At 69.8% G+C, this 24,486-nt stretch carries 18 protein-coding genes; 6 read left to right on the plus strand and 12 right to left on the minus strand.

Translation table 11 applies throughout. From position 1 onward, the window contains the following. The 11 genes from ACTOQ3_RS10685 to ACTOQ3_RS10735 form a co-directional block, all read right to left on the minus strand. Window positions 1–437, minus strand: a 437-nt coding sequence (locus ACTOQ3_RS10685) for a helix-turn-helix domain-containing protein (RefSeq protein WP_440083184.1), incomplete at its 3' end; no start/stop codon positions are given. Between the two features lie 511 nt (window positions 438–948). Further along, window positions 949–1,572, minus strand: a complete 624-nt coding sequence (locus ACTOQ3_RS10690; protein ID WP_440083185.1) for a TetR/AcrR family transcriptional regulator — start codon at window positions 1,570–1,572, stop codon at window positions 949–951. A 68-nt stretch (window positions 1,573–1,640) separates the two neighbouring features. Next, window positions 1,641–2,168, minus strand: a complete 528-nt coding sequence (locus tag ACTOQ3_RS10695; protein ID WP_440083186.1) for a VOC family protein — start codon at window positions 2,166–2,168, stop codon at window positions 1,641–1,643. Window positions 2,169–2,604: 436 nt separating this feature from the next. Further along, entirely contained in the window at window positions 2,605–3,216 is a 612-nt protein-coding gene (locus ACTOQ3_RS10700; protein WP_440083187.1) for a WD40 repeat domain-containing protein, read from the minus strand. Between the two features lie 43 nt (window positions 3,217–3,259). Then, window positions 3,260–4,780: a condensation domain-containing protein gene (locus tag ACTOQ3_RS10705; protein WP_440083188.1), complete on the minus strand. Its 1,521-nt coding sequence runs from the start codon at window positions 4,778–4,780 to the stop codon at window positions 3,260–3,262. A gap of 448 nt (window positions 4,781–5,228) precedes the next feature. After that, entirely contained in the window at window positions 5,229–6,611 is a 1,383-nt protein-coding gene (locus tag ACTOQ3_RS10710; RefSeq protein ID WP_440083189.1) for a pectate lyase family protein, read from the minus strand. Between the two features lie 766 nt (window positions 6,612–7,377). Beyond that, entirely contained in the window at window positions 7,378–11,184 is a 3,807-nt protein-coding gene (locus ACTOQ3_RS10715) for a type I polyketide synthase (protein ID WP_440083190.1), read from the minus strand. Window positions 11,185–11,250: 66 nt separating this feature from the next. Then, window positions 11,251–12,294 carry a ketoacyl-ACP synthase III family protein gene (locus tag ACTOQ3_RS10720; RefSeq protein WP_440083191.1) on the minus strand — a complete coding sequence of 348 codons (1,044 nt, stop codon included), beginning with the start codon at window positions 12,292–12,294 and terminating at the stop codon, window positions 11,251–11,253. Window positions 12,295–12,313: 19 nt separating this feature from the next. After that, complete coding sequence (locus ACTOQ3_RS10725; protein ID WP_440083192.1) at window positions 12,314–12,589, minus strand: hypothetical protein; 276 nt, start codon at window positions 12,587–12,589, stop codon at window positions 12,314–12,316. Next, complete coding sequence (locus ACTOQ3_RS10730) at window positions 12,586–13,596, minus strand: ketoacyl-ACP synthase III family protein (protein ID WP_440083193.1); 1,011 nt, start codon at window positions 13,594–13,596, stop codon at window positions 12,586–12,588. The genes ACTOQ3_RS10725 and ACTOQ3_RS10730 overlap by 4 nt, the downstream gene beginning before the upstream one ends. Window positions 13,597–14,005: 409 nt before the next feature. After that, window positions 14,006–15,307 carry a cellulose binding domain-containing protein gene (locus ACTOQ3_RS10735; RefSeq protein ID WP_440083194.1) on the minus strand — a complete coding sequence of 434 codons (1,302 nt, stop codon included), beginning with the start codon at window positions 15,305–15,307 and terminating at the stop codon, window positions 14,006–14,008. 574 nt (window positions 15,308–15,881) lie between these two features. Here ACTOQ3_RS10735 and ACTOQ3_RS10740 point away from each other — a divergent pair. The 5 genes from ACTOQ3_RS10740 to ACTOQ3_RS10760 all read left to right on the plus strand — a co-directional run bounded on the left by ACTOQ3_RS10740 (window position 15,882) and on the right by ACTOQ3_RS10760 (window position 20,165). After that, window positions 15,882–16,100, plus strand: coding sequence for a hypothetical protein (locus tag ACTOQ3_RS10740; protein ID WP_440083195.1), 219 nt, complete (start codon window positions 15,882–15,884; stop codon window positions 16,098–16,100). Between the two features lie 364 nt (window positions 16,101–16,464). Then, window positions 16,465–16,824, plus strand: a complete 360-nt coding sequence (locus ACTOQ3_RS10745) for a PRC-barrel domain containing protein (RefSeq protein WP_440083196.1) — start codon at window positions 16,465–16,467, stop codon at window positions 16,822–16,824. A gap of 282 nt (window positions 16,825–17,106) precedes the next feature. Continuing rightward, window positions 17,107–18,327 carry a Tm-1-like ATP-binding domain-containing protein gene (locus ACTOQ3_RS10750; RefSeq protein ID WP_440083197.1) on the plus strand — a complete coding sequence of 407 codons (1,221 nt, stop codon included), beginning with the start codon at window positions 17,107–17,109 and terminating at the stop codon, window positions 18,325–18,327. Continuing rightward, complete coding sequence (locus tag ACTOQ3_RS10755; protein ID WP_440083198.1) at window positions 18,324–19,145, plus strand: phosphoenolpyruvate hydrolase family protein; 822 nt, start codon at window positions 18,324–18,326, stop codon at window positions 19,143–19,145. Before ACTOQ3_RS10750 ends, ACTOQ3_RS10755 begins: the two co-directional genes overlap by 4 nt. A 270-nt stretch (window positions 19,146–19,415) precedes the next feature. Then, on the plus strand, window positions 19,416–20,165 hold the full coding sequence (locus tag ACTOQ3_RS10760) for an HAD family hydrolase (protein ID WP_440083199.1): 750 nt from the start codon (window positions 19,416–19,418) through the stop codon (window positions 20,163–20,165). A 575-nt stretch (window positions 20,166–20,740) separates the two neighbouring features. Here ACTOQ3_RS10760 and ACTOQ3_RS10765 read toward each other — a convergent pair. Further along, complete coding sequence (locus ACTOQ3_RS10765; RefSeq protein ID WP_440083200.1) at window positions 20,741–21,355, minus strand: TetR/AcrR family transcriptional regulator; 615 nt, start codon at window positions 21,353–21,355, stop codon at window positions 20,741–20,743. 95 nt (window positions 21,356–21,450) lie between these two features. Between ACTOQ3_RS10765 and ACTOQ3_RS10770 the strand changes: the two genes are divergently transcribed. Next, on the plus strand, window positions 21,451–23,643 hold the full coding sequence (locus tag ACTOQ3_RS10770; protein WP_440083489.1) for an MMPL family transporter: 2,193 nt from the start codon (window positions 21,451–21,453) through the stop codon (window positions 23,641–23,643). Window positions 23,644–24,486 lie beyond the last annotated feature (843 nt).

Raw genomic sequence — 24,486 nt, forward strand, 5'->3', positions numbered from 1 at the left:
TCGGCCTCCACCCGGATCGCTCCGGTGGTGAACCGGCACGAGGAAACGGCGCGGTGCTTGGACTTGAACCGGGGAAATCCGACCTTGGGCCCCTTGCGGGTGCCGTTGCGGGAGGCGGCCCAGTTCTTCAACGCCCGCGCCACCCCGTCGAGGCCGGTGGTGTAGGCCTCTTTGGAGTTGTCGGCCCACCACGGCGCGACGTCGCCCTTGGCGGTGTTCCACGCCCGGCGCAGACCGTACAGCGACCACGCCACCTCGGTCAGGTGTTCATCGGGCACGCCGTAGGACTTCTCCGCCTCCCGCTGGGACAAGGCGGCCTTGATGCGGGCCAGGCCCCAGTTGAAGGCGAACCGCGCCGCGCCGCAGTGGGAGGCGAGCAGGCGCGCCTGCTCGGGGGTGGGGTCCAGGGCGTAGCGGTAGGCCTGGTGGACCCGCATCAACCCTCCCCGTCACGGTACGTCGCCGACCGTCAACGTACCGTAGGAGTCATGATCGATGACTACCCGATCGGCGAAGAGACAGACGCCTGCCTCGGTAGCGCAGGAAGCCGCAGACGGAGCCGGTGGCCTTGCCGGCGGTGTCAGTGGCGGTGGCGGTGGCGGTGGCGTCGAGCTGGATCTCGCAGCCGCCCGCGACCGCCGAGGTGGGGCCGGTGGAGGCGGGCGCACGCCGAGGAAGATGCCTGCGCCGAAGAGACGCAGGCGTACCCCACGGTGGTTGCGCCGTGCGAGGCGAGGGGATCGACGTCTGCGACCAGGATCAGCCGTCCGGCCTTACCGGCGGGCACGGGCAGGATGCCTTCCCGATACCACCGGTAAGCGGTGATCGGGTGGACACCTTGCGCCTTAACCCACTCTTTCACGATCACTCACACATACTGATACACGCTCAACCACCAACTGCTTCCAACCCCGCGCCTGACGGTCGCCGACCTGATCGGCGCCGACGTCATCGAGGCGGGGCCGTAGAGGGGGCGCGCAGCGGGTCGAGGCGGCGGATCAGTTCGATCGCCGCCTCGATGATCCGCTCCGCCTCCGCCTCGCCGTCGCAGGTCGCCACCTCGCGGCCCGCCTCGCCGATGACCGACGTCAGGACGGCGACCGTCAGGCGGTCGAGGGAGGTGCCGCCCGCGCCGAGCAGGACGCCGTTCTGCCGTACCCACTCGCGACCGCGCGTGCGGCGCATCAGCTCGAACCCCGGGGGCCCGCCCCCGTCCATGAACAGCCGGGCCAGATCCCGCCGTTCCCACGACCCCTCGAGAAAGGCGCGGGCGCCGGCGACGAACAGTTCCAGGGGATCGTGGGTGCCCGACTGGCGGGCCTTCGACACCGCGGAGGCCGCGTTCCTCTCGTGCTCGGCCTGGTGGCTCTCCCACAGCGCGAGGAACAGCTCGGTCTTGCCGCCGAAGTGGTGGTAGAGGCTGCCGATGCTCAGGCCGGCGCGCTCGACGACGTCGGCCACCCCGGCGTCGGCGAAACCGTGCTCGGTGAAGACCTCCCTGGCGGCACTGAGCATGCTCGTACGAGTCTGCGCCGTGCGGCTCCACTCCCAGGCGCCTGGCTTGCGTGTCATGTGCCTCTCCGCTGTCCGCCGGACGGAGAGGCTCCGGAACCCCGTCCTGTCCGATGATGGTTCCGTGTTCAGGCGGGGCTGGGAATCCCGTTGCCGCGGAATCCGCGTCCGGCCAGCACGTCGTCGAGGGAGGGGACGGGTACGGAGTCGCGCGGACCGGGCTGCGCGAGCTGGACCAGCACGCCGTGGGCCTCCTTGGGGTGCAGGAACACCTCACGCCACCTCGGGTCGCCCAGGTTGAGGCCGTGCAGGCGGTAGCCGCGCTCGGTGAGCAGGGAGACCGCCAGGTCGATGTCGACCACGTGGAAGTTGAGGTGGTGCACGCCGCCCCGGCCGCGCGTCAGCTCGAAGAAGCTGTCGAAGAAGGTGGATCCCTCGAGCGGCTCCATCAGCTCGATCTTGCCGCCGCCGGGATAGGTGAGCTGCATGGCCCGGTAGCCGCCGAGCTGGTTGTCGCCGCCACGGTGGAAGGTCCCGCCCAGCAGGTCACGATAGACCGGCAGGAGATCCCTGATCCGCGGTGCCGCGACGGCGGTGTGGTCGAAGACGGCGCCGAGTTCCCGAAGTGCCCGGAGCTCCGGTGAGACGTCGTGCACGTGGGCTCCTCGCGGTCGGGGGCCGGGAGACCGGCCAATCCTAGAATTGCATTCTAGTGGCCTCGTCCGTACCGCGCGTCTCGCGGGCGGGGCGTCCGGCCCGCCTCCGCGCGGCGACCTCTCCACGCAGGCTCTCCACGCGGGTGGGACGCCGAACGGAACGTCGAGGGAAAGCGGACCGGAACACCGAACGGAACGCCGGGGAAGGGGAGGCTTCGCCACGCGTTACGGGGTGAGCACGCCGTCACAGGACCAGATGTCCTCGTCGGCGGCATGGTCGAAGTCCTGCCCGTCGATGTGGCGCTCCCGGAAATCGTGCGAGATCCCGGCTCCCCCGTGGCGACATACGCTCCTGAGCGGGTCCCGGTCCACCTCTGAGAGATCCTAGACTCGCGGACCGCGCACCACGCTGCCCACCACGGCGGTCCGTCCGTCTTCACTGAGGGCGACCGTCTCCGTGCCGGGGCCCGGCTTCAGAGCCGCCAGCTTGACCGGTTTCGACGGCTGTGACAGGTCCCAGCGTGGCGCGCCCTTGAAAGTCGGCAGCGAGCACCAGGTCGCCGTTGCGGGCCAGGGCAACGGCGTACACGTCGCGGAAGTCGTCGTCCATCGTCGCCCTGTGGACGGGCTTCGTACGGTCGCCGAGGTCCCAGACGTCCACCCCGCCTTTGCTGGTGCCGAGCACGACCCGACGCCCGTCATGACTGAGCGCGGCAGTCCTCTCGGCGTGGTCCTTGTGATCCAGCTCGGCGACGGTCGCGGGATGGGCCGGGTCCGTCAGATCCCAGACGATCGCGCCCGTGTCGTCGTTCCGAACCGCCACCGCGGTCTTTCCGTCAGCGCTGACGGAAAGACCGTACAGATGGGATCCGGGCACCTTCAGCGTCGATCGGCGAGCCGGATGTGCCTTGCGCCTCAGGTCCCATACCTCGACCACCACGGCCTCCGGTTCGTCCAAGCCGTTATATGCGACCAAGGCCGTCTTCCCGTCGGGAGTCATGGTGATCTGATAGATGAATCCCACCCTGTCGACGTCCGCCTTCGTCATCCTCACCCGGGCCGCACGGCCCGCCACCCGGATCGATCCGTTCTCAGCCGGCGGCGCGCACGTAGTCGCTGGGCGCGACCACGCCGTGGCGTCCTTCGCGCAGGACCGCGTCGGCCACCGCCCTGGCGGCCGCGGAGACGTCGGCGTCGCGCCCGACGTGGGCGATGAGCTCGTCGCCGGCGGCCTCGATCCGCGCGACGCCGGGGCCGAGGGCGAGGTCCGCCGCGGCCTGGACGCCGGCGAGGTCGACCCAGCACGAGCGGGCACGCACCCAGCCCGGCCCCCGTTCCACCGGGGGGACGCCGAAGCCGGCCGGGTCGACGTCGCCGTCGGCGGCGGCGACGATGAGCCGCTCGACCCCGCCGAGGATGCCGGCGGTCTCGTCGGCGGTGGCCAGGCGGGCGTCGAGGCCGAGTCCGCAACCGAGCGTGCCTTCCAGCCGGTAGATGTCGAACTCCGCGGGGGCGCCGAACACGCGGTCGCCCGTGCCGGGTTCCACACCGGCCCTCGGCAGGATCACATGCGAGTGACCGGTCGTGTTGTTGACGACCACGTCCCGGTGGCAGCGCATGCCGCGGGCCCGTTCCGCCTCGCCCTGCGCCTCGGAGAGCCGAACCGGGTCGTACCGGCCGTACTTGTAGGCGGCCAGGGCCGCGGCGTTCGTCTGGGAGACCGACCGCAGGAACGAGGGCGACGCGCTGAAGGGAATGATCGTCTCCTGGGCCACCGTGCCGACGTAGTCGCGCAGCTCCGGGGAGAAACGGTTGTTGCACAGGCAGTTCAGCTGGCATCCCGGGGCTCCGGTCCAGTTCGTCAGGAGCGACGCGAACGCGGCCATCACGACCGCCGGCGGCCGCGCGCCCGTCTTCGCCGCGACGTGGGCCAGCGCCTCCGCGGCGGGCCGCGAGCCCAGCAGGACGTGATGATGGCCGCGGGCGCCGGGAAAGCGGAAGGGCAGGCCGAGCGCGCACAACGGCTTCTCGGCCATCTGGCGGGCCCAGTACCTGACCGAACCCTCCAGCCGGCGCTGCCCGGCCGGGGTGAGTTCGTAGGCGGCCTGGTCGGCGGGGTGGTACGCGGCGGGGGGAAGCGGCCGGCCCGCCAGCAGGGCGGCGAGTTCGGCGCGCAGGATCGTCATCGCCGACAGGTCCGCCGCCACGTGCGACACGTGCAGGACGACCAGGAACGGAGCTCCCGACCGGGTCACCACGCTCGCCCTCACCGGAAAGTCGGCGGCGGGGTCGAAAGCCCGGCCGGGCGGGAACCAGTCCTGGCCGGTGCCCGTGGCCTCGACCACGTCGGCGACGAGTGTTCCCGACGCGTGCACGAACTGCTCGCCGTCCCGCAACAGGGTCCGCAGCGCCTCCTGGCGGCCGATCAGCGCGCCCAGAGCCGCGCCGACCGCGTCCATGGTGCTTCCCCGGGGCACGCGCACCATCGTCGACAGGATGTCGGCCGGCCCCGGCAGGTCCGGACTGATCCACTCCAGCACGTTCTTCTGGCCGACCGTAATGGGCCAGCGCCCCGATCGGGAGCCCGAGAAGCAGACCTTCAGGTCGTTCACCTCCGACCACTACCGGTCATCGCGGTCTGCCTCGCACGGGGGCCGCACCGAACCCGGTGCGTGTCCCCCGGCGGTCACCGGCGTGCGGTCCGGCCGGGAGTGATGGTCCTGGCGAGTCGCCTCTCCGCGCCGGCGATGCCCGCCGCGGCCGAACGGCTCGTTCAAGCCCACTCCTTCGCGCCCATCACGTTGCCGTCGAGACACATGCCAATATGGCACTCGACCAAATTGTTGGATCGAGTGCCACATTGGTATTCGTCGTCGATCGGCCCGCTCCCGATATCGGTGGGAGAATGGTAAGGAGCGCCATTGGGGTCGTCAAGACGTTAAGTAATATCCGGCTCCTTCTCTTTCGGCCTCGGGCCGGTACTTCCCCGGTTCGGCCCCATGGGGCGAGGACACTCTACGGGGCGGGCCGAACGACTTCGGAAATCGGTTTCACGGTCGTTCAGAGATTGATTTTTCCTGCTCCCGCACCGGAGGTGACGATGGACTTGACGCTGGATGCTCCGTCAAGGCTGTAGGAATACGGGATGGAGGCCACCGAACCGCCTTGCTGCCCGCTGCCGGAACCGGTCAGGTAGTTGTTGCGGGCCACCAGGGTGCCGGGGCCTGACGCGGCCTCGCCCAGGTGGTACGGGTCGTCGACGTTCTCGAAGTAGTTGCCCTCGACCAGCACGCCGGCGCCTTCGGTGGAGGCGACACCGTATCCGCTGACGTTGGAGTAGTAGTTGTTGTAGACGTGCACCGGGTTGCCGAAGCGCACCCGGGGGTTGCGCTGGTTGGTGCCGTCGAGCCAGTTGTGGTGGTAGGTCACGCGCAGGTGGCCCCTGTCCTCGGCGCCGTTGTCGTCGCTGTGCCCGAGCAGCATGGCCTTGTCGTGGGAATACAGACGGTTCCACGACACGGTGACGTAGTCGCTGGCGCGCTTGACGTCGATGGCGCCGTCGTAGCCGTTGGACAGCGTGTTGTGGTCGATCCAGACCCGGGTCGAGTACTGGACGTTGATCGCGTCGTCGTTCCAGTTCCTGAAGGTCAGGTTCCGGATGATCACGTTGGAGGCGTTGGAGACGTTCAGGCCACAGCCGACGATCGCCGCGCCGGAGTTACCGATGATCGTCTTGTTGGAGCCGACCCTCAGCATGCCCGAGCAGGAGATCGTGCCCGACACCCGGATCACCGCCGCGCCCGTCCCCGAGGCCGCGCCGGTCAGGGCCGACGCGCTCGTCACCGTGGTGGCGGACGCACTGCCACCGCCCGTCGTGCCGCCCCCCTGGGTCGCCCAGCCGACCAGGCCGGTGGGGTTGGGCGGTGGCGGTGAGGTGGTCGGAGTGGGCGTCGGGGTAGGGGTCGGGCTGGGGGACGGGCTCGGTGACGGCGAGCCGGTGACCGAACCCGTGCACGCGACCCCGTTGAGGGTGAAGGAGGCAGGTATCGGGTTGGATCCGCTCCAGCTTCCGTTGAAGCCGATCGTGGTGACGGCACCGGTCGCCAGGTCGCCGTTGTGGGGGGCGTTCGCGGCGGTCACCGCGCTGCCGCTCTGGGAGAAGGTCGCGTTCCAGCCCTGCGTCACGGCCTGTCCGGCCGAAAACGACCATTTCAGCTGCCAGCCGGTGAGCGGGTCGCCCAGATTGGTGATCGCGATGTTCGCGCCGAACCCGTCGTTCCACTGGGAGCTCACCGAGTAGCTGACCTGGCAGCCCGGCGCCGCTGAGGCCGGCGCCGCTGAGGCCGGCGCCGCCGAGGCCGGCGCCGTGACGAGACCCGCCGCCAGACAGAGGGCCCCCGCCGCACCCCCGAGGATCGCCAGGTGTCGTTTTCCCAAGCTCATGCTCTCGCCTCCCTCTTGGGCGTCGGACGGGAGCCGAGCCCCTGAAACCGCAGGTCATTCCCGTGGTTTCGGTGAGCCAAGTTCACTTGAACCCTCACGTCAAGGCGCCGGTCCCGGGCCGGACCTGATCGACCGCCCCGGCGCGGGGAGGCACCGCATCCGGCCAAAGGTCCACGACACCTGTCGTCGGCGTCTCCTGGCTGGTGAGAGGAATGAGCCGTCCCCCGGCCGGGTTCTCGAGGCGGCGGTCGAGGCACCCGCGGTCCGTCCTCAGGCCCCGCTGGCACACGCAAGATCGAAGAAACTTTCATCGCCGGCCCGTGAGAGACGTGAATCAGCGCGGAACATGGACAGATCTCATGCCACGGGCCGGTGACGACACGTACGAAAAGCACAAGAAGTGTCGTCGAAGCTCAACCGTTCAAGTGCTTTCGTAAGAATTCCTGACTCGAAGGCGTCATTCAAATAAGAGGAGAACGACCCGGCGCCCGGCCCGTCGGCGGTCGAAGGGCGGGCAGAAAGATTCAGGCATCGCAGATATGCCGCGCCGGTGTCGTTTTCTCCGAGCCGGACGGTCCGCTCATCACGATCGGCAGCCGAAAACCCACGGGCTCCGTATCCTTTCAGCGTCCTTTCAGCGTCGACGCCGAGGAGCGGAGGGCGGCCGAGCGGCCGGGACGCGGCGGGTGGTGCGACCGGCTCCCGCCGAACGCGACGGCCGGACGGCCCGGGGGGATCGCCCCCTCGGGCCGTCCGGCCGGCGGCCTCAGCCCCCGATCGCGGGTGCGCTCTCAGGAACGGTCTCCGCCACCGCGTCCGGTCTCGGAGTCGCGAGAAGCCCCGCCAGGTGGTCCGCGATCGCGGAGATGGTGGGCTGCTGCCACAGCAGGGTCGCGGGGAGACGGCGGCCGAAGCGCTTCTCCAGGCGCCGCCGGACCATGACGGTCATCACCGAGTCCAGCCCCTGCTCGACGAGGGGACGCCGGGTCGCCAGATCCTCGGGGGCCAGCCTCATCACGGCCGCGATCTCCGCGCGGACCTCGGGCAGGACGCGCTCGCGCAGGTCCTCGGGCGCCAGGCCGGCGAACGACTCCGCGGGTCCCCGGAGATCCTCCTCGGCCGGGGCGGGCGCGTCGATCACCGGATAGCGGAGTCCCGTGAGGTGTCCCACCACCCGGCCGTCCACGTCGGCCAGGAGCGCCCGGACGGTGTCGTCGGCGGCCGGGTCCACGGCCGCGTCGATGATCACCGTCGAGGGCGGCGTGCCGGTCAGCACCACCTCGTCGATGTGCACGACCATGCGCAGCACCGGATCGCCGGGGAACACGCAGGGCGCCACGGACATCGCCGCGTCCAGCGCCGGCGCCCAGCTCCCCGGTTCCCCGGCGCGGGCGGTACGGACGGTGGCCCGCAGCACGCCGTCTCCGCCCAGCAGCGTCTCGATCGTCCAGTCGAAGCCCGTCGAGGGCACGCCGACGGTGGCCAGCCGCCCGTGCACGAACCCGGGATCGATCGGGGTGAGCGCGCCGGCGTCCGGCAGCACGTCGGGTTTCACCTGGCCCGGAGCGGCCACGTTCGCGGTGACGTGCACCAGCCAGGCGGGTTCCGGCTCGTCGGGGCCCGCCGGGGTGCGGGCCGCGAGCCGTACCGCCGGAGGCTCGTGCACGACCTGGACCTGCCTGCGTTCCGCGGTCATCAGCGGATGCATCATCTCCACGTCGGTGAGCGTGACGTCCTCGTCCTCGACCGCGTTCAGGAACGTGTTGACCAGCACGGCGGCGGGCACGATCTCGACCCCGTTGAGGGCGTGGCTGCCCGGGTAGGGCCGGTTGGCGTCCTCCACGCTGGTCCGCCACACCCGGGTCCGGCTGCCCGCGAGGCTGCTCACGGCTCCGAGCAGGGCGTGGGAGTGCACGTCGTGCCCACGGTTGCCGTCCTCGGCGTACGCCTCGCGCCAGTGGCGGCGGTGCTGCCAGGCGTACGGCGGCAGATCGGCCAGGCCGCCGGACGGCTGCAGCCGGCTCCAGTCCACCTCGACACCGTGACAGTGCGCCGTGCCCAGCGCGACGAGGAAGGTCAGCGGCTCCGGCTGGTTCCTGCGCAGCGACGTGCCGACGAACACGTCCTCGAACCCGTTCTCCGAGAGCGTCTCGCTCACCGAGTGCGCGACCACGGGGTGGGGGGAGATCTCCAGGAACACGCGGTGGCCGTCCTGCGCCGCGGCCGCCGTCGCCGCGACCAGCCGCACGGGGTCCCGGAGGTTCGCCGCCCAGTACGCGCCGTCCAGGACGGGCGTCGAGCGGGGGTCCGCCAGCGCGGTCGTGTACATGGGGATGCGCGGCGCCCCGAACGAGAGATCGGCGACGGCGGCGGCCAGCTCGACGGCCAGAGGGTCCATGTGCGGGCTGTGGAAGGCGACGTCCGACGCCACCCGCCGCACCACGATGCCCTCGACCGGCCACTCGTTCACCACCTCCTCGACCGCGGCGACGTCGCCGGACAGCACGGTGGAGCCGGGGGCCGACGCGATCGCGGCCACCAGGTCGCTGCGGCCGGCCAGCCTCTCCGCCGCCTCCTCGAAGGACAGGTCGACCATCACCATGGCCCCCTTGCCCTCGGCCCGGCGCAGCAGCCGGGAGCGGCGGCAGATCAGCCGGGCGCCGTCGGCGACGGTCATCGCGCCGGCCGTCACCGCCGCCGCGAGCTCGCCGACGGAGTGGCCGATGACGGCCTTCGGAGCGACCCCGTACGCGTTCCAGAGCCTGGCGAGGCCCAGCTGCATCACGAAGATCATGGTTTGCACGCGGTCGATGGTGTCGAGATCGCCGTCGGCCAGGACCTGCCGGGGGGAGAAGCCGATCTCCTCGGCGAAGATCGGCTCCACCTCGTCGACCAGGGACGCGAACTCCGGCACGGCGAGCAGTTCCCGCCCCATCCCGCGCCACTGGCAGCCCTGCCCGGAGAAGACCCAGACCGGCCCCGGGCCGAGCTCGGGCAGCACGTCGCCGGTGAGGACGGCCTCGGCGGGCACGTCCTCCGCGAGCCTGCGCAGGCCGGCCGCCAGCTCGCCCGCGTCCGCCCCGACCACGACGGCGCGACGGGCCAGATGGGTGCGCCGGAGCGCCAGCGTGTGCCCCGCCGACGCCAGGTCGAGCCCGTTGCCGAGGTGGTCGGCGAGCTTGCCCGCGTACTGCCGCAGAGCCTGCTCCGACGCGGCCGACAGCGGGAACAGCCGCTCTCCCGTCCCCTCGCGCAGGGGCGTCTCCCGGGACTCCCGGGCCTCCTGGACCGGAGGAGCCTGCTCGAGCACGATGTGCGCGACCGTGCCGCCGTACCCGAAGCTGGAGACGCCCGCCCGGCTGGGGTGGTCGCGCTCCGGCCAGGCCGACCGCTCGGTCACCACCCGAAGGCCCGAGGTCTCCCACGAGATGGCCGGGTTGAGACTGGTCAGCACGCTCGGGGGGATCTCGCCGCGGTCGAGGGCGAGCACCGCCTTGATGACGCCGGTGATGCCGGCGGCGCCTTCGAGGTGACCGATGTTGGACTTGACCGAGCCGATGAGGCACGGGTCTCCGGGGGGTCGCCGCGTGCCGTACACGGAGGAGAGCGCCCCCGCCTCCAGCGGGTCGCCGAGCCGGGTCCCGGTGCCGTGCGCCTCGATGTAGTCGACGGTGGACGGCTCGACGCCCGCCTGTCGGCAGGCCCGGACCATCACGTGTTCCTGGGCCTCCCCGCACGGCGCCATGATCCCGTTGGTGTGCCCGTCCTGGTTCACGGCGCTGCCGATGACGAGCGCGAGGATCCGGTCACCGTCGCGCCGCGCGTCGGACAGCCGCTTGAGCACGACCACGCCGCAGCCCTCTCCGCGTCCGTAGCCGTCGGCCGACGCGTCGAACGACTTGGACCGCCCGTCGGGGGCGAGGGCCCCGGCCGTGCCGAGCGTGAGGGTCTGGCCCGGGGTGACCAGCAGGTTGACGCCGCCGGCGAGGGCGACGTCGTTCTCGCCGAGCCGCAGGCTCTGCGCGGCCAGGTGCAGCGCGACCAGCGACGCCGAGCAGGCGGTGTCGATCGCCATGCTGGGTCCGCGCAGGTCGAGGGAGTAGGAGATGCGATTGGCGACGGCGCAGGTCGCGGCGCCGATCCCGGTCCACGCCTCGATCTGGGGCAGGTCCTCCAGGAGGCGGCCTCCGTAGTCGGCGGTGCAGACTCCCATGAACACCCCGGCGTCGGTGCCGGCCAGCTGGTGCGGCGGCAGGCCGGCGTGCTCCAGGGCCTCCCACGCGGTCTCCATCAGGATCCGCTGCTGCGGGTCCATCAGCTCGGCCTCGCGGGGCGACAGGCCGAAGAACTCCGCGTCGAAGCCCTCGATGTCGCTCAGGAAGCTGCCGTGACGCACGGCGTCACGCAGCGCGGCGGCGTACTCGGGGCTCCGGTTCTCGTACCGGCGCCAGCGTTCGGCGGGCAGCGGCCGGGTCGTGTTCCGGCCGGCGCGCAGCAGGTCCCAGAACTCGTCCGGTGAGCGGACGTCGCCGGGAAGGCGGCATCCGATCCCGATCACCGCCACTGGTTCCACCCGGACTCCGCGCGGACTGTCGACCATCTGCGTTCGTTTCCCTTCGGTTCAGGCCCACTCTTCGGTTCAGGCCCACTGAGGATTGTCGATGATCTTGATCACGGCGCTGGAGACGGTCACTCCCGGCCCGGTGCCGAGCATCAGCATGTGGTCGCCGGGGCCCAGCTGCCCGGTCATGAGCAGGTGGTCGAGGGAAAGGATCTGGTCGCTGGCGCCGCAGTGGCCGATGGTGCGGCCGTAGTCCCAGGTCGAGTGGGACATGGGCAGGTCGAGCATGGCCATGCACCGCTGTTCGACGATCTCCTCCGAGTAGTTCATGAACGCCACCCGGGTGAGATCGCGGGCCTCGATCCCGCTCTCGGCCAGCGCGCGCTCGACGACCTCCATCAACGCCCGCTGGATCTTGAACAGCGCCGCGGTGGCCTCGCCCTTGGACATGACCTGCTGCCGAAACTGCTCGTTCCTGGCCGCGAAGCTCATCTTGCGCCCGACCGTGACGCCCGGGGGGAACAGGGGTTCGCTGCCCCGGTGCAGTTCCTCGGCCTCGGTCACCGTCGTCGTGCAGACCGACGTCAGGCGCGCGAAACCCGTCCCCTTGGCGAGCACGAGCGCGCTCGCGGCGTCCCCGCCGATGTAGCCGGGGCCCATCCGCCACCGGTCCATCAGCGGGGTGCCGTAGTTGTCGGCGGCGACCAGCAGGGCGGCCTGCCGGCCGGGGGCGGCGTCCAGGTGGCCGGCCGCGAGTTCCAGGGCGATGAACATCCCGTTGCAGCCCTGCCGGACCTCGGTGGCCAGGACGTCCCCGCCGACGAGATGACGCTGCAGGTAGGAGTGCGGGGGCCAGCCGTCCGGTCCCTGGTGCCAGGTCGAGGCGTACAGGAGGAGATCCAGGTCGGCCGGCGCCCGCCCGCTGCGCTTGATCGCGCTCCGCGCCGCGTGCAGGGCCATCTCCGGTGCCGGTACGTCACCGGCCACCACCGCCCCGGCCAGGTTGTGCAGCTCGGCCTCCTCGGCCGGGTACCAGCCCTTGGCGACGGCTTTCTCGACGCTGACGACGGTCCGGGGGAGGAAGGCTCCCACTCCGCTGATGTACGTGTCCGCCAACTGCATGACTCTGCCCTCGCCCCGGCTAGACGGTTTCGAGTTCTCTGACCATCGCCACGATGGTCACGACGTCCCGGAAGTTCTCGGGGTCGAGCTTCGCGGCGGGGACCGGGACGCCGACGTCCCTGCGGAGGAAGTTCAGCAGCCGCGCCGTCCGCAGGGAGTCCAGGAGACCCGACACCAGGAGCGGGGTCGTCTCGTCGACCTTGATGTCGTCGCCGTCCTGGACGAGATTCTCCTGGATGAAGTCGACCAGCCTTCGCGTGAGCTCGGTCGTGCGCGTGTCCGTGAGCTCGGTCATGCGCGTGCCCCTTCCGTGACGGGAGAGGTGGAGAGGATCCTGAACGCCGCCGCGGCGACGGACGTTCCCGAGCCGAACCCGACCATGAGCAGGTGATCGCCGGCCACGAGCCCGCCGGTCGCGATCAGATGCTCGAAGGCGATGAACTGGTCCACCGCGCCGCAATGGCCCACGCGCCTCCCGTAGTCCCAGGTCGTCTGGTCCTCGTCGATGCCCAGCCAGGACATCTGCCCGTCCAGGTCCTCGCGGCGGCCGTGCGGCAACGCCACCCGCGTGATGTCGGCGAGTCCGATCCCGGCCTCGTCCAGGGTCCGTTCGACCTGCTGCATCATCGTTTTCTGGATCGTCAGGTGGATCCCGGTTCCCTGCGCCTTGAGCAGCCGCTGGCGGAACTCCTCGTGGCGGTCCCCGAAGCTCAGCCCTCTGCCGACGGTGGCGTCCGGGGGGAACAGGGGGTAGGCGCCGTCGTTGACCGCGTCGGCCTCCGGGATCACCGTCGCGTTCACCGACAGGAGCTCGGCCATGCCGTACCCCTTGCCGAGGAGGAGCGCGGCCGCGGCGTCGCCGATCAGCGCGCCGGGGGTCATCCGCCAGCGGTCCACCAGCGGGGTGCCGTGGTTGTCCGAGGAGACGACCATGGCCGTCTCGCGGTCCGCGTCTGCCTGCAGATAGCTCGCCGCCAGCTCGAGCGAGCTGATCATCCCTACGCAGCCGCTCCGGATCTCGAACGCCGGCACGTTCCCGCCGAGAAGGTGCATCTGCAGGTAGTGCTGGGGCTGCCAGCCGTTCGGGCCCTGGTGCCAGACCGAGGGGTAGAGCAGGAGGTCGAGATCGCGCGGGGAGGACTCGCCCCAGCGCTCGTACGCGTCCAGGACCGCGAGCCGCGCCATCTCGGGCGCGGACATGTCGCCGGCCACCGCCGCGCCGATCTGCTGGAACCTCTCGACCTCCTCGGCCGGGTACCAGCCCTCGCGAACCGCCTGCTCGACGCTCACACTGTCAGGCACATAGACGCCGAGACTCCTGACGAACATGTTGGATGTACGCACACGTTTCCTAACTCATCAACTCATCGACGATCCCGGACAACGGCCTTCGGGCAGCGGAAGGCGGCTTATCCGATTTATTTCGGGGCTCGGGATGTCAAGCGATACCGGCCGGTCGACGAAAACAACGGAAAATAGGTCGGCGAGCCGTCAGGGGCAAGAGTAGGGGCGGCTCATCGGGTAAAGCAATATGAACACGAGCAATCCGGCCGGTGACATTCCGTGATCAGGGTCCGACGGAAAGTGTTCGCCTTCGGAAATGCGCCTTTCCGCTCCACGTCGCGGTTTCCCCGAATGTAACTTTCAGAATCCGGGCGAGGTGAGAACGGCGCCGGGCCGTCGCCATTCGGCTCGGGCCCGGCGCGTCGTCTCAGGCGGGCACTCTCGTGCAGACGGTGTTGTTGAGCTTGAACTGGGCCGGAATGGCGTTCGTCCCGGTGACGGTCGCCGTGAATCCGAGGCTCTGACTGGAGCCGGGGCCGATGAAGGAGTTACTGCCGACGTCGCGGGCGGTCACCTGGGTGCCGACCTGGGTCACCGCGGCGTTCCAGGCGGTCGTGATCTGCTGGTTTCCCGACCAGGCCCACGTCAGGGTCCAGTCGTCGACGGGGGTCGTGCCGGTGTTCCTGACGGCCACGTTGCCGTTGAAGGCGCCGTTCCAGGCCCCGGTGGCCGCGTAGGTGACCTCGCAGGAGGTGCCCATCTTGAGCCCGCCGCGCAGGAAGTTCGCGAAGTTGGCCCAGGTGGGGTTCAACGTGCCGGTGCCGACGGTCTCGGTGCAGTCGGTGGTGGTGCGGACGGTCTGCATGCCGTACTGGGCGGGGTCCATGATCTGGGGCATCATGTGGTCCGCGGCGGGCACCGAGACGAACGTGGCGTCGCCGCACTGGGCCTTGATCCTGTTGTAGAGCAGGACGCTCTGCCCGTGCGGTACCAGGAAGTCGGCCTGGCCGTGCAGGAACATCAGCGGCGGGTCGTTGGCGTCGACGTAGGTCATCGGATTGGCCTGGGCCACCGTGGCCGGGCAGGTCTGGATCGGGCAGCCGACCAGGAGGGACTCCGGGGAGGCGGGAGAGTTGTGGTCGAGCCCGCCGGTCGGCAGGTTCTGCGCGTTCATCTGCAGGAAGTCGGTCGGGCTGTAGAAGGCGAGTCCCACCTGCACGGCGCTGGAGACGCCGGTCGTGCCGACGGTGCCCTCCATCGCCGCCACGCCGCCGGACAGGGTGGCCATCTCCGTCAGCCAGCCGCCCGAGGAGTCGCCCATGATCGCGAAGCGATTGGGGTCGAGCTGGTAGGTGGCGGCGTTCGCGCGCAACCAGCGGATGGCCGCCTTGATGTCGTGCACCTGGGCCGGGAAGATCGCCTGAGCGCTGGACCGGACGCTGACGCCGGCCACGGCGAAGCCCAGAGGGTTGAAGATGGCCGCGATCGCGTCCGCGCCGGCCTTGCCGTCGTCGCTCGTCCACGCCGAGCCGGTGTGCCAGATCAGCAGCGGCCGGGGCGTGATGCCGGTGGACGGCAGGTGGAGGTCCAGCAGATGCCCCCTGCTGCCGGCTGGTTGTGCGGGCGCGTAAGCGATATCGGTGATCACCTGCATGGCGTGAGCCGGCGGCGCGAAGGGCGCTGACAGGCCGACGGCGGCCAGCATGGTCATCGCAATGCCGACAATCATGGCCCTGCGGATTGGAACTTGCATGGTGCGACTCCGGTCGGGTCGGATGATCGCCGCTTCCCCGGTGACCGTCCGTGTCTCCTCCCGTGCCGGGGCAGCCATCATCGGCATGCCGACCGTGGTGCCTGCGAGAACAACGTCCTGCTCGAGTGTCGCGACTTACATCGATATGGGCGGGGCGACGATATGACACGTAAGTGACGATGGTCAAAGTCTTCCGCATGTCGTTTCCATCGAACAGGAAAAATGGCATAAATCGTACTTTGGAGAGCATGTAGTGCGAACACCCTACAGATCATCCATGGCATGCACGGGCGGTCGGATACGCTCCTACAGGGCCTTTCACGGCCGCCAGGTCTGGAATTGGACGACGGCCGCAGCCCTCGAGAAGGGGCGACCAGGGAAGCGGCACCGCCTTTACCGGCGGTGAATACCCGTGGAACACGCGCACCCGGCGACAGTGCCGCCGGAAGTTTCGGCTCCTTTCCTCGATTGATTCGGGCACACCAATATTCCTGGTGCGTGGTGAGTGATAATGTCCACGGTCATGATCTCCACAGTCACAGGAGGACGAATGCGAAAGGTACGCGCTGTTCTCGTCTCGGCCGTCATGGTTCTCGGGGTGTCGCTGACGATCGGTGCCGCCCCGGCGCACGCCGAGAGTCTGGCCGGCGTCTTCAGGGACCACTCGGAGTGCGAGCGGATCGGAACCCAAGGCGTCAACCAGGAGTGGTGGGACGACTACTCATGCGAGTGGGAGAGCCGGTACCGCTATTACTTCCTCTACGCGTGACCCCGTGAGACGCACGCGCCCCCGCTCCGACCTCCCGCCCCGGCAGACCGTCCACCGGCACTTCGCGTGCCGGGAAGACCGGGGAGTGACCCGGCGAACCGTGGACGCGCCGCGTCGGAGGGTTCGCGGCAGGACCGGCGACGTCGGTTGACCTGACCACCCGGCTCGTCGGCAAGGGAACGCTCTCAAGGCGAGGGGATTTCGAGCCCCTCGCCTCTTCGGCGCGAACGAAGATCCTCCGGGCGTGTTTTCGCCCGCGGTACGGCCCGCCTCCTGGCGGAAGACCGCCATCCGATGCACCGTTTACCTCGGCCGCCACGGGTAGGCGGGGGGCCACACACATCGCGACGAGGAGAGCCCGCACATGACGAGCGAAGGACTGTGGAGCTATCGCGAGGGCGTTTACGGTCCCGACGAGACGATGAGCGTCATCGGCTTCGACGTGGAGGCCGTCGACGGCAAGGTCGGCCTGGTGGAGGAGGAGAGCAACGTGACCGACGACAGCTACGTCGTGGCCGACGTCGGTTCCTGGCTCTCCGGCAGGAAGGTCGTGCTCCCGGCCAGCACGGTGATCCGGATCGACCGCCAGGAGCGCAAGATGTACATCTCGCGGACCAAGCAGGAGATCCAGGACGCGCCGGAGTACGACGCGGCGACATACCGGCAGAGCGTCTACCGCCAGGAGCTGGGCGGTTACTACGGCGCCTTCTCCGCCGCCCTCTGACCGCTACGGCGACGAGACGGCACCACACCACCACACGGCACACGGCGACGAGACGGCACAGAGCCGGGGAGAGCCCGCCCGCCACCGGGCCCCCGTCCGGCGGTCGCGTCGCCGTCCGGCGGCGGGGGCGTGATCCGCGGACCACGGGGCCTCCCGGGGCGGGAACCGGAACGGGTCTCCCGCCCGCAGAGATCGTCCATCGGGTCCGGCACGCGTCTCCCGGGGCGGTCAACACGATCGACGTGGCGAAGAAGGTCCGCGAGCAGAGAGGCGTGGCGCGAGATGCCGACGATAGGCCTGGTGGGAACTCTGGACACCAAGGGATGGGAGTACGCCTGGCTCCATGACCGGCTGCTCGCCCTCGACTGTGACGTCGTCCTGGTCGACGCGGGCATCGGCGAGGCGCGGGTGCCCGCCGACGTCGGCAACGACCGGGTCGCGCTGGCGGCCGGGGCCGACGTCGCGACGCTGCGCGCGACCGGTGACCGGGGAGCGGCCGTCACGGCGATGGGCGAGGGCGCCGCCGCCGTCCTCGCCGAGCTGTACGCCCAGGGCCGCCTCGACGGCGTGCTCGCGGTGGGCGGCAGCGGCGGGTCCTCGATCGCGGCGCGGGCCGTCAGGGACCTGCCGATCGGGCTGCCCAAGCTCATCGTCTCGACCATGGCCTCCGGCGACGTGTCGCCCTACGTGGGGACCAAGGACGTCACGCTGATGTACAGCGTCGTCGACCTCGCCGGGATCAACCGCGTCTCCGCGCGCATCCTCGGCAACGCCGCGGCGGCCATGGCCGGCATGGTGAGCATCCCGTCCCCGGTCGTCGAGGACGGCCGCCCGCTCGTGGCCGCGTCGATGTTCGGCGCGACCACGCCGGCGGTCGACGCCGCCAGGCGACGGCTGGACGAGCTCGGCTACGAGGTGCTGGTCTTCCACGCCACCGGCTCCGGCGGGCGGGCCCTGGAGTCGATGGCCCGGAGCGGCCTGATCTCGGGCGTGCTCGACCTCACCACCACCGAACTCGCCGACGACCTGGTCGGCGGGGTCCTGTCGGCCGGCCCCGACCGGCTGACCGCGGCCGGAGCGCGCGGCGTGCCCCAGGTGGTCGCCCCCGGCGCGCTGGACATGGTCAACTTCGGTCCTCGCGACACCGTTCCCGAGCCCTTCGGTGACCGCCTGCTGTACGTCCACAACCCGGCCGTGACCCTGATGCGGACCACGGCCGAGGAGATGGGTGAGCTCGGCCGCCGGATGGCCGCCAAGCTGAGCTCGGCCACCGGCCCGACCGTGCTGTTCGTCCCGCGCCGCGGCGTCTCCGCCCTCGACGCCGAGGGGGCGCCCTTCCGCGATCCCAAGGCCGACGAGTCCTGCTTCGACGCCCTGGACGAAGGGCTGCGCGGCTCGGCCGTCGAGGTCGAGAAGCTGGACCTGCACGTCAACGACCCCGCCTTCGGCCGCGCCATGGCCGACCGGCTGCACCTGATGATCACCGCGAGGTACGCCGCGTGAACCGGGGGGACGTCCTCGCCAGGCTGCGCCGTACCGTCGCCGAGGACCGGCCGATCATCGGCGCGGGCGCCGGCACCGGGCTGTCCGCCAAGTGCGCGGAGGAGGGCGGCGTCGACCTGATCATCATCTACAACTCCGGCCGCTACCGGATGGCGGGCCGGGGCTCGCTCGCCGGGCTGTTGCCGTACGGCGACGCCAACCAGATCGTCGTGGAGATGGCCGCCGAGGTGCTTCCCGTCGTCAGGGACACCCCGGTGCTCGCCGGGGTGTGCGGCACCGACCCGTTCCGGCTGATGCCCAGGTTCCTCGACCAGCTCGTGGCCATGGGCTTCGCCGGGGTGCAGAACTTCCCGACCGTCGGCCTGTACGACGGGGTCTTCCGGCAGAACCTGGAGGAGACCGGGATGGGCTACGACCTGGAGGTCGAGATGATCAGGCTGGCGCGCGAGCGCGACCTGGTCACCGCCCCCTACGTCTTCGACCCCGCCCAGGCGCGGGCCATGGCCGAGGCGGGCGCCGACGTCCTCGTCCCGCACGTCGGGCTCACCACCAAGGGCAGCATCGGCGCCGGCACCGCGCTGTCCCTGGACGAGGCGGTCGAACGGGTCCAGGCGATGCGCGACGCCGCGGTGGCGGTCCGCCCCGACGTCCTCGTGCTCTGCCACGGCGGGCCCATCGCCGAACCGCGGGACGCGGCCCACGTGCTGGCCCGTACCGAGGGCGTGGTGGGCTTCTTCGGCGCGTCGTCGGTGGAGCGCCTGCCGACGGAGCGCGCCATCACCGAGCAGGTGCGCGCCTTCAAGTCACTGACGTTCTAGCCGCTGAGGTAACCCGCGGGGAGGCCTCTGAGGGTTGGTGGGCATGGTGTTGTGGGGGCCGGTCCGGCCTCCACCTTCTTCGAGGAGGGCCACCGTCGCTCGCGTCCGATGAAGGGTCCCACCAGGTGCCGCAGACCGTACGCGTAGAGGCAGGGACGGCAGTGATTCAACTGATCGTTTCAGAACGAGGTCCCGGGACGGCGGACCGCGGGTCGGCCCTGACCATGGGCTGTCTGTTGAGCCGCCGCGCGGGCCTGGCAGGATTGTCGGATGATCCGGTGTCGTCCCACGCATCTTCTCTTCGACTTCTTCGGCACGCTCGTCGACTACTCGCCGAGCCGGACCGGGCAGGGCTACCAGCGCTCCCACGCCCTGCTGCACGAGTTCGGCGGACGGCTGGGTTATGAGCGGTTCCTGGATGTCTGGTCGGCGATCTGCGCCCGGTTCGACCAGGAGAGCGCGCTCGATGACCGTGAGTTCTCCATGGCCGACATCACGACCGCGTTCCTGCGCGAGGTGCTTCCTTCGGAGCCGACGCCCGGACAGGTGGACGCTTTCGTGAGGACCTATCTCGCCGAGTGGAATGCCCCGGTGCGCCCCCTCGCCGGTATCGACGTCCTGCTCAGCGGGCTGAGCTCGGAGTTTCGCCTGGCGGTGGTGTCCAACACCCATAGCCCGACCATGGTGCCCGAACAGCTCACGGCGATGGGGGTGCTCGGCTTCATGGACGCGGTCGTGCTCTCCGTGAACGTAGGCAGGCGCAAGCCCCACGCGGACATCTATCGGGCGGCACTCCGCCGGCTCGCGGTCTCAGCCCGGGACGTGTGGTTCATCGGCGACTCCTACGAAGCCGACTACGCCGGCCCGCGCCGCATGGGTATGGAGGCGTTTCTGATCGATCCCCAGGGCAGGACATCCGTCCCGCCACATCATCGGCTGGACACGGTTTTCGATCTGCCTCATCGCTTGAGTCCGACTCTCTCGGACCTCCCGGCCGCGACACCACCGCCCAGAACGTGATCTATTGATCGTCCGACGCGCGTTCTCGGATGCCGCGGGCCGGTTCGAGCAGGCGGAGCCGTAACTCCTGGCGCTCGGCGGTCAGCCCGCCTCCAGGGATACCGCACGCCTCCGGTGATACCGCAGCGGACGACCAGCCGTCAGTGTGACTCGATGCCTCAGTGACTGCGGAGGCCACCTTCAGGAAGGTCTTGGCAACCCGTTCCAGCGCCGCCTGGCGAAGCCCGATGTTCAGCGGGTGTACGAGGGCTTGAGGTATTTGAAAGCAGTCATGCCGGAATCGTGGCCAACCGTGTCTGAGCCTGGATCCACCGAGCCGAATCTGACACGAATGCCGTAAAACGCGAGGAATTGCCCTCCGGCCTGGGATGATGGGAGTTCCTGAGGCTTCCGTCAACCACTTCGAGATGGCACCTTCAAAGTGCAAGTCTTTCATGCTCCGGCCAAGACCCATGCGATCTTCGACGAGGAGCACCTGGTCGCCTATGCGGGGCTGGTGTCGGTGATGCGGCTGGCCGAGCGCTGCGGTCTGGACGGGCGGGTGGGCGAGCACGTGGCGAGCGCCGACCCGCCCCTCACTCGCCGAGTGCGGGGGTCAGGTAGCCCACCAGCATCGTCTTCAGCTCGGCGATGAGCTCGGCGGAGCGCTGCGGCGGCGCCGAGGCGACCAGCGGCATGACCGCCTTCACCGTCGCCAGCGACATGGTGGCCAGCGTGAGACAGCGCTCCTGATCCAGGTGCGGGGCGCGTATCGAGAGGACCTGCGCGACGCGCGTGGCGATGCCCACATGGAGCTGCTCGGAGGCCCAGGCCAGGCGGTCGCCGGTCGCCGAGCCGTGCAGCAGTGCCCAGTAGGCGGGGCGGCTGCCCTTGAAGTCGGCGATCTCATCGACGAGTTGGTCGACCAGCTCGGGCAGCGGTATCCGCGTCACGTCGCCGGTCAGCCGCTCGTTCCAGTGCTGCCGCCTGCCGTCGGTGAACCGGGCGAGCAGGGCCTCCAGGATCTCTTCCTTGTTGTGGAAGAACTGGTACAGCGAGCCCGGCGACATCCCGGCTCGCGCGGCGATCGCGTTGGTGGTCGCCTCGGCGTAGCCGATGTCGGCGATCACCTCCTCCGCCGCGTCGAGGATCTCCTCCATGCGTTTGAGGCCGCGCGCCTGGCGGCGTACGGGCTTGCGTGTCTCGACCACGGATCACCGTCCACGTTGACAAATGCGAGCTTTTACTTGTATTTCTGGTTCCAACACTAAATGCGAGTAGTTTACCGACTTCGGGGTTGATCAAGATGATCGTCCGCACCCATGCCCCTCCGGTGGCCGCGCCGCCGGTGCCCCCGCTGCGCCGCCTCGGCTACCTGCTGGTACGGCGACGCCGCCTGGTGATGATCCTGGCCCTGCTCGGCACGGTCGTCATGGGCGCGCTGGCGGCCGGCACCGTGAGCGGGCTGTCCCTCGCCCGCTACGACGCGCCGGGCTCGGAGTCCGACCAGGCGCAGAACGAGCTGGCCGAGCGGTTCGGCACGGGTAGTGCCGACCTCGTCCTGCTCGTCACCGCCAGGGGCGGGAACGTGGACGACCCCGCCGTGGCCGCCGCCGGCCAGGAGCTGACGAGCCGGCTGGCGGCCTTCGACGGCGTGGCCGAGGCCGCCTCCTACTGGTCGCGGGGCACCCCCGCGACGCTGCGCAGCGAGAACCGCGCGCACGCGCTCGTGCTCGCACGCATCCCGGGGGACGCCAACCTGGTCAGGGGACGGATCCTGCCGCGAATCATCCCCGAGGTGACCCGAGGCGACGACACGATCACCGTTCAGGCGGGCGGCGGGGAGGAGGTCTACCGCCAGACCGTCCCGCTGGCCAGGCAGGACTTCGTGCGGGCCGAGATGGTGATCTTTCCGCTGGTGTTCATACTGCTCTGGATCTTCCTGCGCCGCCTGGTGGCCGCCGTGGTGCCCATCGTGCTGGGCGTCTTCGTGATGGTGGTCTCGCTGGCCCTGATCCGCCTGCCGCTGCTCTACTCCGATGTCTCCACCTTCGCGCTCAACCTGACGCTGGCGCTCGGCCTCGGCCTCGGCATCGACTACGCGCTGTTCATAGTCTCGCGGTTCCGCGAGGAGGTACGGCTGGGCCATGACCGGCACGAGGCGGTCGCCAGAAGCGTCGAGAAGGCAGGCCGTACGGTGATCTTCAGTGGGGTGACCGTGGCGGCCTCGCTCGCGGTGCTGCTGCTGATGCCCTTCGACTTCTTCCGGTCCTTCGGCTACGCGGGGATCGCGGTGGTCATCGGGGGAGTGGTCGGTGCCATGATCGTCTTGCCCGCGGTGCTCGCCGCGATCGGTGACCGGGTGCTGCCCCGCCGTACGAAGGAGGAGAACGGCACGTTCTGGCGCGGCCTGGCCACGCGCGTCATGCGCAAGCCGCTGATCTTCGGCGGAGTGGCGACGGCGGTGCTCCTGCTGCTCGGCTCGCCCTTCCTCGGGCTGAACTTCGGCGTCGCCGACGATCGCATCCTGCCCACCTCGGCGCCGGCGCGGCAGACCTCCGAGGTGATCCGGGCGGAGTTCCCCGCGGAGGAGAGCGACGCGCTGCAGGTCGTCTCCGCCGGGGCCGCCGACGCGGCGGGGGTGCCCGGCTACGCGGCCGCGCTGTCGCGGCTGCCCGGGGTCGCCCAGGTGGACTCGGCGGCGGGATCCTACGCCGAGGGGCAGCGGGTCGGCGACGGCGATCCCGGGCGGTTCCAGGGCGACGAGGGGACCTGGCTGTCCGTGGTGCCGACCGCGGAGCTGATGGAGCGTGATCCGGTGGGCCTGGTGCGGGACGTGCGGGCGCAGGCGGCGCCGTTCGAGGTGCTGGTCGGCGGCTACCCAGCAGAGCTCGGCGACTACCGGCAGGCGGTGGTGGACCGGCTCCCGCTGCTGCTCGGGCTGATCCTCGTGGTGACGTTCGTCATCCTGTTCCTGATGACGGGAAGCCTGCTGATCCCGTTGAAGGCCACGGTGCTCAACCTGCTGAGCCTGTCGGTGATGCTGGGCGCGCTCGTGTGGATCTACCAGGATGGGAACCTGTCGGGCCTGCTCGGCTTCACCGCGACGGGCACCCTCGATCCGAGCATTCCCATCCTGATGTTCTGCATCGGGTACGGGCTCTCGATGGACTACGAGGTGTTCCTGCTGTCGCGGATCAAGGAGGAGTACGACCGCACGGGCGACACCGTCGCCGCCGTCACGGCAGGGCTCCAGCGCAGTGCTCCGCTGATCACCGCCGCCGGTGCGATCCTGGCGATCTCCTTCGCGGCCTATGTCACCGCGGGCGTCTCCTTCGTGCAGATGCTCGGCGTCGGGATGGCGGTGGCGATCCTGGTGGATGCCACGATCATCCGGGCGATCATGGTGCCGGCCTTCATGCGGCTCGCGGGCCGGGCCAACTGGTGGGCGCCCGGCCCCCTGCGGCGGCTGCACGCGCGGATCGGGCTGAGCGAGTGATCCGGGCGCGCCCGGTTGTTCGCGTCCACCCGGGCGCGCCCGGGGTTCAGGTGAGGTCTCGGGCCCAGATCTGCTCCACGACGGGCTCGCGCTGCTCGGCGACGCCGCACGCGACCGGGTCCTGGTGTTGGTCACCGACGGCCAGGTCGACAACGAGGACCAGATCCTGGAGCGGGTGAGCGCGGGCCTGTCCGGGGTGCGGGGCCGCGTCTCACCAACCGAAACGGCCCTCGCGGAGGAATTGGACCGAAGAATGCTCACAAGAATTCACGCCGTGGATCCAGGCTGAGAGGAATGCTTCTCCGGCAATTTGATCTCTACGCGAGATGGTCACGCACAGCGCCTTTGACGATGCTCGCGAGGATATTGTGAATCGCCTCCAGGGCACTCGATGTAAGCCCCTTACGTGAGGAAATCTAAGAGTCTATGGCAAGAGGCCCGACGCCAAGGTCTTCCCGCATTATCGCTCGTAGGGCCACAAGCGCGAGCGTGTACGACTTCTCTGCTTATTCGAAGGCAGACGAATTATCCGCGCCGCTGACAACGACCGCAGCCCTTACCGATCGCAATTGTGCTATTACGGTCTCAGCCGCATCCACTACTGTCTACGGGGCAGTGATCAGCAAGCGTTCACCTGCGCTCCAGACCTGGGAATCGTGGAGTATCTCTCGTGCTGCCTTCTCGTGCGACCGGCCGTCCGGAGCGCCCCAGTTGGCCAAACGCCGGTATGACTCGCGAGCACTGTGGAGGGCTCCCAGGAACTCGACATAGACGGATCGCCGAGTATCGCGCATTCGTTGGTCTTGATCGCGTCGCCATTTTGCGCGATCGACCACGAGCGTG

The sequence above is a fragment of the Streptosporangium sp. LJ11 genome (assembly GCF_051918945.1).
Taxonomy (GTDB): Bacteria; Actinomycetota; Actinomycetes; order Streptosporangiales; family Streptosporangiaceae; genus Streptosporangium.

What these genes read in the sequence shown, in the direction of transcription:
- ACTOQ3_RS10690 (WP_440083185.1), bottom strand. Translation starts at nt 1,572, where the DNA reads ATGACACGCAAGCCAGGCGCCTGGGAGTGGAGCCGCACGGCGCAGACT.
- ACTOQ3_RS10750 (WP_440083197.1), top strand. Translation starts at nt 17,107, where the DNA reads ATGCCGACGATAGGCCTGGTGGGAACTCTGGACACCAAGGGATGGGAG.
- ACTOQ3_RS10700 (WP_440083187.1), bottom strand. Translation starts at nt 3,216, where the DNA reads ATGACGAAGGCGGACGTCGACAGGGTGGGATTCATCTATCAGATCACC.
- ACTOQ3_RS10735 (WP_440083194.1), bottom strand. Translation starts at nt 15,307, where the DNA reads ATGATTGTCGGCATTGCGATGACCATGCTGGCCGCCGTCGGCCTGTCA.
- ACTOQ3_RS10760 (WP_440083199.1), top strand. Translation starts at nt 19,416, where the DNA reads ATGATCCGGTGTCGTCCCACGCATCTTCTCTTCGACTTCTTCGGCACG.
- ACTOQ3_RS10720 (WP_440083191.1), bottom strand. Translation starts at nt 12,294, where the DNA reads ATGCAGTTGGCGGACACGTACATCAGCGGAGTGGGAGCCTTCCTCCCC.
- ACTOQ3_RS10745 (WP_440083196.1), top strand. Translation starts at nt 16,465, where the DNA reads ATGACGAGCGAAGGACTGTGGAGCTATCGCGAGGGCGTTTACGGTCCC.
- ACTOQ3_RS10710 (WP_440083189.1), bottom strand. Translation starts at nt 6,611, where the DNA reads ATGAGCTTGGGAAAACGACACCTGGCGATCCTCGGGGGTGCGGCGGGG.
- ACTOQ3_RS10740 (WP_440083195.1), top strand. Translation starts at nt 15,882, where the DNA reads ATGCGAAAGGTACGCGCTGTTCTCGTCTCGGCCGTCATGGTTCTCGGG.
- ACTOQ3_RS10725 (WP_440083192.1), bottom strand. Translation starts at nt 12,589, where the DNA reads ATGACCGAGCTCACGGACACGCGCACGACCGAGCTCACGCGAAGGCTG.
- ACTOQ3_RS10770 (WP_440083489.1), top strand. Translation starts at nt 21,451, where the DNA reads ATGATCGTCCGCACCCATGCCCCTCCGGTGGCCGCGCCGCCGGTGCCC.